Here is a 9,525-nt window from a genome sequence, read left to right as displayed (position 1 = left end):
AGGATGAGGTTTCCGCTTTCGCGAAAGCGGAATAGCTAAAAAGTATTAGAAACTGATTTATTAAAATAACCTATCATCGCACCGGTTTTACTTTTACAAAATCTAATAGCGTTATTAGTTATTTTAAACCCAATCTACGGGCTCTTTTAAGACCTTGAGAAGCTTTTCTTCTTCACTTCCAGCTGCTGGATTGTGGTCATAAACCCATTGTACGTGCGGAGGCAGACTCATTAATATACTTTCAATGCGACCATTAGTTTTAAGACCAAATAAGGTTCCTTTATCGTGAACTAAGTTAAATTCTACATAGCGGCCACGTCTTATCTCTTGCCACTCTCGTTGCTCTGCCGTAAAAGGTAAATCTTTTCTTTTTTCAACAATAGGAATGTAAGCGTCAAGAAAATGATTTGCCATATCTTTTTGAAATGCTAACCAGTCTTTCATAGAGAACTGCTCACTTTTACGACAGTAATCGTAAAACAAACCTCCTATTCCACGTGCTTCTTCTCTGTGAGTATTGTGAAAGTACTCATCGCACCTTTTCTTAAAGAGCTGGTAGTCTGCCACTTCATATCTATCGCAAACGCTTTTACATACTTGATGAAAGTGTCTGGCATCTTCTTCAAATAAATAGTATGGCGTTAAATCCAGCCCACCACCGAACCATGAGTCGACAATAGTTCCAGATTTATCATACATTTCAAAATACCTAAAGTTAGCATGTACTGTAGGGACCAAAGGGTTTTCTGGATGGATTACCAGACTCAAACCTGTTGCGTAAAAATCAACATCATCTACTTTAAAGTAAGATTGCATTGCTTTCGGTAAGGGACCATGCACAGCACTGATGCTCACGCCACCTTTTTCAAAAACATTTCCATCTTGTATCACTCTTGAAAAACCGCCGCCACCTTCTTTGCGATGCCACTCGTCTTGATGAAAAGTCGCTTTTCCATCTACGGCTTCTATTTTAGAAGTTATAGTGTCTTGTAGTTCTTTTATAAAGTTATAAAACTGTTCTTTTATCATGAAGCGTTAATTTGAGGCTTTTGAGCATCTGGAAGTGAAAGGTTTTCTTCTTTGATCATTTCTTCTAGTGTAGCACGAGAAGCAGCTGTTACCGTAAATGGTAATACGAGTATAACTCCTAAAAGCGGGATAAATAGCATTCCCATAAATACGATTCCTATTCCTATAGCAATGCCTCTATTACGTTTTACGAAGTTGACGCTATCTCTATATTTAAAATGCCTTTCAAGTGTATAATCCATATTCCCAAAACCAGCATAATAGGCTTGCACCATAAATGCCGTAATGGTAAAAACTATACCTATAACGGGAATAAAACTTAATAATAATAGAGGTAAAGTGATAAGAAGTTCATAAGCTATGTTACGCAAGTTAATGCGTATACCTCGCCACAATTGTTCTGTATTTGTAGTATCTCTATGCTGGATATGATTTCTGGCATTTGGATAAAAATGTTTTTCCACACGTTCTGAAACTGGTGACATAAATGGTGCACTCAATGCCATGACTACATGTTTATAGAGTATAAACCCAAGAACTAAGATGACTAATGCTCCTAGCCAAGTAGCGATTTCAGTAACGGTTTCCTGTCCCCATTCCCAGATCCAGGCTTTAGCAAAGAATCGTCCTAGATTATCTGACAGGCCATAAACAGTAAAGAAAACTGCTATTCCAAAAAGGAAACTAATGCCCATAGGAACAAGAAAATACTTCCAAAGCTTTAACTGATTGATAAGCTTTAGGCTGTCCTTATATGACGTTAACCCTTTTAGAATATTCTTGAACATTATTCAAAATTTACTGACCGTATTCCTTTACAGCGTCCACAAAAGCTTGTGCGTTTTCTACAGGAATGTTAGGTAAAATACCATGCCCTAAGTTAGCAACAAATCGGTCTTTGCCAAATTCATTGATCATTTGGGTTACCATTTTCTTAATTTCGGCTGGTGGCGAGAATAGTCTAGATGGATCAAAATTACCTTGTAGTGTAATATTACCACCAGATAAGTATCGTGCGTTTCTAGCACTACACGTCCAGTCTACACCTAAAGCACTAGCGCCACTTTTTGCCATATCGTTTAAAGCAAACCAGCATCCTTTACCGAAAACGATTACCTCGGTATGAGGTTTTAAAGCATCAACGATTTGCTGAATGTATTTCCATGAGAACTCTTGATAATCAACTGGAGATAACATGCCGCCCCAAGAGTCAAAAACTTGAACTGCGTCTACACCGTGATTTACTTTTTCCTTTAGATATGCGATTGTAGTATCAGTAATTCTCTGTAATAAAGTGTGTGCAGCTTCTGGTTGAGTAAAACAAAATTCCTTTGCTTTATCAAAATTCTTACTTCCTTGACCTTGTACACAATAACATAAGATGGTCCATGGAGAACCGGCAAAACCTATTAAAGGAACACGATTGTCTAGTACTTTCTTAGTCATGTCTATCGCATCATAAACATAATGTAGAGAGTCTTTTACATCTGGTACAACCACGCGGTCAAGATCTTTCACAGTTCTAATAGGATCAGGCAACCATGGTCCAACTCCAGCTTTCATTTCTACCTCGATATTCATGGCCTGTGGAATTACCAGAATATCAGAAAATAGTATGGCAGCATCAGGTCCTATTTGATCTATGGGCATAACTGTAATTTCAGTTGCAAGTTCTGGAGTCTGGCATCGAGTAAAGAAATCGTATTTCTCTTTCAACTTCATAAAATCTGGTAAATACCTTCCTGCTTGCCTCATCATCCATACTGGTGGACGTTTTACTTCTTCTCCTCTTAATGCTTTTAAAAAAAGATCATTTTTTAACATTGCGTACTGATTTTATAGCTGTTATTAGTGTGTTTTCTACTGTTTGTTTAGTTGCAATTACTATAGTGTCGTAGTAGTTACGGGCCTCAAGGGCTGTGGTATTTCCTATACAAATTGCTTTAAATGATTTGACTTTAGGATTCGCTTTCGCGAAAGCGATAACTCCACGAGGACTATAGAAACATACGCTTGCAAAAGTACGATCAAAGCTCTTGAAAATAGGTATGGAACGATAAACAAAAAGTTCTTTATAAGGTAGATTTTCTTTTTGAAATAACGCTGGAAGTTCATCTCTACGATGTACACTACATAAATAAAGGTACTTTTCCTTAGGATAAGAAACAATCAATTTTTTGGCGAGCTCTCTAGCATCCCTTGCAATTATTAAAGGATTGATGTTATACTCTCTTAAAATTTGAGCGGTTTTTTCACCTACGCATGAAACATGTTGTTGTAAGATTTTATGTTTTAAAAGTGCAGGCACAGCGTTTTTACTGGTTATAATCACATGTGTAAAATCATTATCTAAATGAAATGGAATAAGCTCAGTTTTTAGAATGTCGTAGTGAGTGATGCTTAAACCTGCGTTTAAAACTAATTCTTGTTGAGAGTCAGAAAGTGCTTTAGTAGATAATATACTGTTTACCATGTTGTTATATTGTTATTATCGCTATGCAACTTAACCTTATAATAATATTTGACGGTGAAAATACGTTCAAAAAAGATTATGTTTTATCGATAAACTGTTAATAATTCTGACAACTCATCACTTTTAATCGCTTTTTTGTGTTTTTTACCGATAATTCTTACAATATTTATTGGTAACCATTTCTTATTATTCATAATGTTTTGTTTAACTCTTCTTTTCTGCGATATTTACTAGTGAAAAGAGTAACACATAAGAATTTATTAAAATGGAATTACCATCATTTCTGCATGATTTAACAGGTGAGGGCGATAAGCCATCTCTCGAATATGCTAATGAAATATTTAATATGCTTGAGGTTGTAAAAATGCGTAAAAAACAAGTATTATTAAAATTAGGGGATGTCGCAGATAGTATTTACATAGTTAAATCAGGTGTATTAAAGGGAAGTTTTAAGGACGAAGAAGGAAATATGCATACCATACGCTTTGTTGCAGAAGGTAATGTAATGACCTCCATGTATAGCTTTGTAGACCAGAAACCTTCTAACCTAGAAATAGAATGCATTGAATCTGGTGAACTGCTGTGCTTTAAGTATCAAGACTTTGAATACATGAGTAAACTTTACTCTGGTTTGATGCCAGCATTTCATAAAATCATGTTGAAACGTTATCATAACATGGTCGAAGAAAAATCTCGTATGATAGGCGACGACGCTACCACTAGATATAAAAAATTTATTGTGCGATATGCGGCAATAGTAGATCGTCTACCTTTAAAAGAGATCGCGTCATTTTTAGGTATTAGACAGCAGTCTCTTAGTAGGTTAAGAAGTAAAATGGGCGCAAAGTAACTCGTTAAATTACAACTGTTTTCTTAATCATTATCTTTGCAGCAAAAAGTTAGCAAATGGTTACTTCTATGACAGGCTATGGTAAAGCTGTCAATCAATTATCAGATAAAAAAATCACAATTGAGATCAGGACTCTTAATAGTAAGAATCTTGATCTTAATATGAGAATTCCTTCTATTTATAGACAGCAAGAGTTGCCTCTTAGACAACTAGTTGCAAAGTCCTTATTGCGTGGTAAGGTGGATTTTGCTGTTCATGTAGAACAAACAGGTGTTGCGTTGAATTCAAAACTCAATTTAGAAATCGTTCAAAGCTACATGAAGCAAATGGCAGAGATTGAGGGAATTAATTACAATGATTCTAGTCAGAAAATGCAGCTTCTAGATATCGCTACAAAGTTTCCGGATGTATTTGCACAAGAGAATAGAGAGGTTTCAAAGGAAGATGTAGAATTCATAGAGCGTGTTGCACATGAAGCCATAGAGGCTGTACAGCAATTTAGAAAAGACGAAGGTAGCCACCTAGAGTTAGAGTTCAACAAAAGAATTACTAATATTAAAGTATTACTCCAGCAAGTGATTGAAGAGGATGTCTCTAGATTAAGTGAAGTAAGAACTAGACTAGAGAAGGCTATTACAGAGATTAAGGAAAAAGTAGATCAAAATAGGTTTGAACAAGAGTTGATTTACTATCTAGAAAAATATGATATCACAGAAGAAAAAGTACGTCTTGAAAATCATCTAAGTTATTTTATGGACACACTAGAGATTACCGAGTCTCAAGGAAAGAAACTAGCATTTATTTGTCAGGAAATAGGAAGAGAAATAAATACAATAGGTAGTAAAGCAAATCATGCTGTAATGCAACAAATCGTTGTTCAAATGAAGGACGAATTAGAAAAGATCAAAGAACAACTGCTTAACGTATTGTAATGGAAATATTACCTAAATTGATTGTTTTTAGTGCGCCATCTGGTGCTGGAAAAACTACACTAGTAAGACATTTATTAACTAAAAAAGAATTGAATCTGGCTTTTTCTATTAGCGCAGCTTCTAGAGAGGCGAGAGGCGAAGAAATAGATGGTAAAGATTATTACTTTTTAGGAATTAAAGAGTTTAAAAACCGCATACGAGCAAACGACTTCCTGGAGTTTGAAGAGGTTTATCAAGATCAGTTTTACGGTACCTTAAAACAAGAAGTAGAACGTCTCTGGGCCGAAGGTAAAAATGTAATCTTTGATATAGATGTGGTAGGAGGATTGCGTTTAAAGAAAAAGTTTCCCAATCGTACGATCGCTATTTTTGTAAAGCCACCATCTATTAACGAGCTTCAAATACGTTTAAAAAAACGTAAAACTGAAACTGCCGAAAAAATTGCAATGCGTGTTGCAAAAGCTAGTACAGAAATGGCAACAGCGCCTCAATTTGATGTAATTATTAAGAACGATGATCTTGAAGCTGCAAAAGAGCTGGCATATAAAACCGTTCATGAATTCATAAATAAAAAAGTCAGCGATGACGAAGAAGAATAGAATAGGCCTCTATTTTGGTACGTTTAACCCTATACACATAGGTCACCTGGCTATTGCAAATTATCTTGTTGAAAATAGTGAACTGGACGAAATCTGGATGGTGGTCACACCACATAATCCTCATAAAAAGAAGAAAACCCTTCTCGATGATTACCAGAGATTGCATTTAGTCCATCTTGCTACAGATGACTACGATAAAATTAAAGCTAGTAATATCGAGTTTAGTTTACCGCAACCTAGTTATACTGTAAATACACTCGCTCACCTTTCTGAAAAATATCCGGATAAGGATTTTACACTTATTATGGGTGAGGACAATTTGAAAAGTCTACATAAATGGAAGAATTACCAGGTGATATTAGATGATTATAGCATCATCGTTTATCCACGCGTCTCCTCGGGAGAAATACCAGATCAATTTATTAATCATTCTAAAATAAGTAAGGTTGACGCACCTATCATGGAAATATCCTCAACCATGATACGTAACGGTATTAGAGAAGGCAAGGATTTACGATACTTTATGCACCATCAAGTACAGGAATATGTAGAAGAAATGCATTTCTATAAGTAGGTCTTAGTGCTTTTTTGAATTACTAGTTACTGAGTGAAAGTGAATTTCATTCTTACGCTTTCGCGAAAGCGAGATATATAAAACACCCATTTTCTTAATCTAAGAATTAAACCTTACATTCAGCAGGTCAATACTTTTAGACAAGACTAAACTTTAATTTACTCTTAACAAATAAATACTTTACCTTTGCCGAATGCATTCCGTATCAGAAGAAAATTATATTAAGGCTATTTTTCATCTTCAAGATGGTAAAATGCTTGTCTCCACAAATGAAATTGCAGGTCGCATGAATACAAAAGCGTCCTCAGTAACTGATATGCTCAAAAAGCTTTCAGATAAAAAACTGGCTGAATATATTCCTTATAAAGGTGCTCGACTTACAGAAAACGGTGTGCGATGTGCCAATCAAATTATTAGGAAACATAGACTTTGGGAGGTTTTTCTCGTGGAAAAACTTGATTTTTCTTGGGATGAGGTTCATGAAATAGCAGAGCAATTAGAGCACATCCAGTCCCAAAAGTTGATCGATCAATTAGATAAACATCTTGATTTTCCTAAGAAAGATCCTCACGGAGATCCTATTCCCGATAGCAATGGTAATTATGAGGTGATAAATAAAACACTTCTTTCACAATTAAAAAAAGGTGATAAAGGTACACTTGTAGGTGTGATAGACACTTCTAGTAATTTTTTAAATTACTTAGATAAACATAGTATTCAATTAGGAACTCAAATTGAGGTTCTTGAAAGAGAAGATTTTGATAATTCCTTTACGCTCCAGGTGAATGCAAAATCACTTCAAGTTTCACAACAAATAGCTGATAACCTCTATTTAAAAATAACATCTTGATTAAACAATTATTTTTCATTGTATTACTTTTTATAAGTAGCGTATCGTTTGCTCAAACCGACGACATAGGAGCGTTAATTACTGACAGGCCTGACGCAACAGAATCACCTAGCCTTGTGAGAAAAGGTTTTTTACAAATAGAAACTGGAGGTTTTTATACTGATAATGGTGATGATGGTTTTAAAACCAAGGAAATGACCTATAACACAACATTGTTGCGATATGGTCTTCTAGAAAACTTTGAATTGCGCATCGGTTTAGATTATAGATCAACAGAATTTGAATCTAATGGGCAACAGATAGGAGAGAAATTAAACGGTACGTCACCACTATTGATCGGTGCAAAAATAGGAATCGCCGAGGAAAATGGATGGATGCCCAAAATGGCAATTCTAGGACATTTAAGCATGCCATTTACCGCAGGATCAGATTACAGGCTAGAAAATACAGGTATGGATTTCAAGTTCTCCTTTGATCACACACTTAATGAAAGGTCTAGCATAGCCTACAATTTAGGAGCACGTTTAGATGCAGAGAATCCGGAACTAGCCTACTTATATACACTAGCTTATGGATATGATCTCACCAGTAAAATAGGTGTTTATGTAGAGCTCTATGGAGATTTCCCTGAAGATTCTAGCGCAAACCACCTTTGGGACGCAGGTTTCACTTATTTGGCAAACGATGATTTGCAATTTGACCTCACCTTTGGTTCGGGAATTACTGAAGGTCAAAACTTACTTCTCAGTGCTGGTTTGAGCTATAGAATAAGAAAGAAGTAGAATGCAAGTTAAATACCGCTTTCGCGAAAGCAGAACCATAATAAAACCTCTCATTATGAAAAATATAATACTTCTTTTACTAGCACTATCAATAGTGAGCTGTACAGATAAAAAAGAAGATACTGACATTTTAAAAGTTGTTACTACAACAACTATGATCACTGATTTAGTAGAGAACATAGGTGGAGATTTAATACAGGTCAATGGTTTGATGGGTAGTGGGATAGATCCACATTTATATAAGGCGAGTCAAGGTGATTTTAGAAAACTTGATAATGCCGATGCTATTTTCTATAATGGTTTACACCTAGAAGGAAAACTAGTCGAGATCTTTGAAAAAATGAATGAGCAAAATAAAACAACGATCGCTATAAGTGATGCGCTTAACAAAGACACGCTTATAGGTAGCGAGTACTTTGCCAGTAATTACGATCCACATATATGGTTTGATTTAGCTTACTGGAGTCAAATCACACGTTTTATTACTGAAAAATTATCAGAATTAGATCCAGAAAACACAACGGCATTTGAGGCTAACCGTGATGCTTATCTAGAAAAATTAAAAGCCTTACATACAGAACTCTCTTTAAAAGTAGAGGAGTTGCCTAAAGAGAAACGTATTTTAGTAACTGCGCATGATGCTTTCAATTATTTTGGTAGAACGTTTGATTTTGAAGTAGTAGGACTTCAAGGCCTTTCCACAGCAACGGAAGCAGGTGTTAAGGATGTGCAGCGCATTACTCAATTTATCATAGAAAATGATATTAAAGCTGTTTTTATAGAAAGTAGTGTGCCACGACGCACTGTAGAAGCTTTGCAAGCCGCGGTAAAAGATCAAAATCACGAGGTAAACATAGGTGGTGAGTTATATAGTGATGCTTTAGGAAGTGCCGGAACTGAAGAAGGAACTTATATAGGAATGTATAAGCACAATGTGAACACGATTGTAAACGCTCTCAAATAATGGAACAAAAAATAGCAGTTGCCGTAGACGATTTGACCGTTGCTTATAATTACAAGCCGGTACTTTGGGATATTGATTTGGCTATTCCAGAAGGCGTTTTAATGGCAATTGTAGGCCCTAACGGTGCTGGAAAATCTACCTTAATAAAATCTATTTTAGGAATTATCGATCCCATAGCAGGATCTGTAAGTATATATGGTAAGCCATATGCAAAGCAACGAGATAAAGTAGCATATGTTCCACAAAAAGGAAGTGTAGATTGGGATTTCCCAACAACTGCGCTAGATGTGGTGATGATGGGAACCTATGGCGCCTTAGGATGGATCAAAAGACCAGGTGCCAAAGAAAAAAAACAAGCCCTAGAGGCACTTGAAAAAGTAGGAATGCTCGCTTTTAAAGGAAGACAAATTTCACAACTTTCTGGTGGGCAACAACAACGTATTTTTCTCGCCAGAGCGCTGGTGCAAAATGC

Annotated in this window: 12 protein-coding genes; 8 read left to right on the top strand and 4 right to left on the bottom strand. The window is 35.8% G+C overall.

Annotation, left to right across the window (positions count from 1 at the left end; all coding sequences use genetic code 11):
- Positions 1–123: 123 nt before the first annotated feature.
- The 4 genes from hemF to A9Q93_RS00890 are packed head-to-tail and all read right to left on the bottom strand — an operon-like array spanning position 124 to position 3,502.
- Entirely contained in the window at positions 124–1,026 is a 903-nt protein-coding gene (gene hemF / locus A9Q93_RS00905) for an oxygen-dependent coproporphyrinogen oxidase (RefSeq protein WP_303685497.1), read from the bottom strand.
- Positions 1,026–1,817 carry an EI24 domain-containing protein gene (locus A9Q93_RS00900; protein WP_303685496.1) on the bottom strand — a complete coding sequence of 264 codons (792 nt, stop codon included), beginning with the start codon at positions 1,815–1,817 and terminating at the stop codon, positions 1,026–1,028. The genes hemF and A9Q93_RS00900 overlap by 1 nt, the downstream gene beginning before the upstream one ends.
- Positions 1,818–1,827: 10 nt before the next feature.
- Positions 1,828–2,853: a uroporphyrinogen decarboxylase gene (hemE, locus tag A9Q93_RS00895; RefSeq protein ID WP_303685495.1), complete on the bottom strand. Its 1,026-nt coding sequence runs from the start codon at positions 2,851–2,853 to the stop codon at positions 1,828–1,830.
- Positions 2,840–3,502, bottom strand: coding sequence for a uroporphyrinogen-III synthase (locus A9Q93_RS00890; protein ID WP_303685494.1), 663 nt, complete (start codon positions 3,500–3,502; stop codon positions 2,840–2,842). Before A9Q93_RS00890 ends, hemE begins: the two co-directional genes overlap by 14 nt.
- A 265-nt stretch (positions 3,503–3,767) precedes the next feature.
- Between A9Q93_RS00890 and A9Q93_RS00885 the strand changes: the two genes are divergently transcribed.
- The 8 genes from A9Q93_RS00885 to A9Q93_RS00850 all read left to right on the top strand — a co-directional run.
- Complete coding sequence (locus tag A9Q93_RS00885) at positions 3,768–4,352, top strand: Crp/Fnr family transcriptional regulator (protein ID WP_303685493.1); 585 nt, start codon at positions 3,768–3,770, stop codon at positions 4,350–4,352.
- 56 nt (positions 4,353–4,408) lie between these two features.
- The gene (locus tag A9Q93_RS00880) at positions 4,409–5,284 is read left to right on the top strand and encodes a YicC family protein (RefSeq protein ID WP_303685492.1); all 876 of its coding nucleotides are present in this window, start codon (positions 4,409–4,411) and stop codon (positions 5,282–5,284) included.
- Positions 5,284–5,883 (top strand): guanylate kinase, encoded by a 600-nt coding sequence (gene gmk / locus A9Q93_RS00875; protein WP_303685491.1) that lies wholly within the window; start codon positions 5,284–5,286, stop codon positions 5,881–5,883. The genes A9Q93_RS00880 and gmk overlap by 1 nt, the downstream gene beginning before the upstream one ends.
- On the top strand, positions 5,867–6,457 hold the full coding sequence (nadD, locus tag A9Q93_RS00870) for a nicotinate (nicotinamide) nucleotide adenylyltransferase (protein ID WP_303685490.1): 591 nt from the start codon (positions 5,867–5,869) through the stop codon (positions 6,455–6,457). Before gmk ends, nadD begins: the two co-directional genes overlap by 17 nt.
- 193 nt (positions 6,458–6,650) lie before the next feature.
- On the top strand, positions 6,651–7,307 hold the full coding sequence (locus A9Q93_RS00865) for a metal-dependent transcriptional regulator (protein WP_303685489.1): 657 nt from the start codon (positions 6,651–6,653) through the stop codon (positions 7,305–7,307).
- Positions 7,304–8,089 carry a transporter gene (locus tag A9Q93_RS00860; protein WP_303685488.1) on the top strand — a complete coding sequence of 262 codons (786 nt, stop codon included), beginning with the start codon at positions 7,304–7,306 and terminating at the stop codon, positions 8,087–8,089. The genes A9Q93_RS00865 and A9Q93_RS00860 overlap by 4 nt, the downstream gene beginning before the upstream one ends.
- A 55-nt stretch (positions 8,090–8,144) precedes the next feature.
- Positions 8,145–9,053, top strand: a complete 909-nt coding sequence (locus tag A9Q93_RS00855; RefSeq protein WP_303685487.1) for a metal ABC transporter solute-binding protein, Zn/Mn family — start codon at positions 8,145–8,147, stop codon at positions 9,051–9,053.
- On the top strand, positions 9,053–9,525 hold a 473-nt coding region (locus A9Q93_RS00850; RefSeq protein ID WP_303685486.1), incomplete at its 3' end, for a metal ABC transporter ATP-binding protein. The genes A9Q93_RS00855 and A9Q93_RS00850, both read left to right, overlap by 1 nt.

The organism is Nonlabens dokdonensis (assembly GCF_002162835.1).
Taxonomy (GTDB): domain Bacteria; phylum Bacteroidota; class Bacteroidia; order Flavobacteriales; family Flavobacteriaceae; genus Nonlabens; species Nonlabens dokdonensis_B.
Note: the sequence above shows the minus strand (reverse complement) of the source record. Positions and strands in the feature narration are given on the sequence as shown.

What these genes read in the sequence shown, in the direction of transcription:
- A9Q93_RS00865 (WP_303685489.1), top strand. Translation starts at nt 6,651, where the DNA reads ATGCATTCCGTATCAGAAGAAAATTATATTAAGGCTATTTTTCATCTT.
- hemE (WP_303685495.1), bottom strand. Translation starts at nt 2,853, where the DNA reads ATGTTAAAAAATGATCTTTTTTTAAAAGCATTAAGAGGAGAAGAAGTA.
- A9Q93_RS00885 (WP_303685493.1), top strand. Translation starts at nt 3,768, where the DNA reads ATGGAATTACCATCATTTCTGCATGATTTAACAGGTGAGGGCGATAAG.
- A9Q93_RS00900 (WP_303685496.1), bottom strand. Translation starts at nt 1,817, where the DNA reads ATGTTCAAGAATATTCTAAAAGGGTTAACGTCATATAAGGACAGCCTA.
- gmk (WP_303685491.1), top strand. Translation starts at nt 5,284, where the DNA reads ATGGAAATATTACCTAAATTGATTGTTTTTAGTGCGCCATCTGGTGCT.
- A9Q93_RS00890 (WP_303685494.1), bottom strand. Translation starts at nt 3,502, where the DNA reads ATGGTAAACAGTATATTATCTACTAAAGCACTTTCTGACTCTCAACAA.
- nadD (WP_303685490.1), top strand. Translation starts at nt 5,867, where the DNA reads ATGACGAAGAAGAATAGAATAGGCCTCTATTTTGGTACGTTTAACCCT.
- A9Q93_RS00880 (WP_303685492.1), top strand. Translation starts at nt 4,409, where the DNA reads ATGGTTACTTCTATGACAGGCTATGGTAAAGCTGTCAATCAATTATCA.
- A9Q93_RS00855 (WP_303685487.1), top strand. Translation starts at nt 8,145, where the DNA reads ATGAAAAATATAATACTTCTTTTACTAGCACTATCAATAGTGAGCTGT.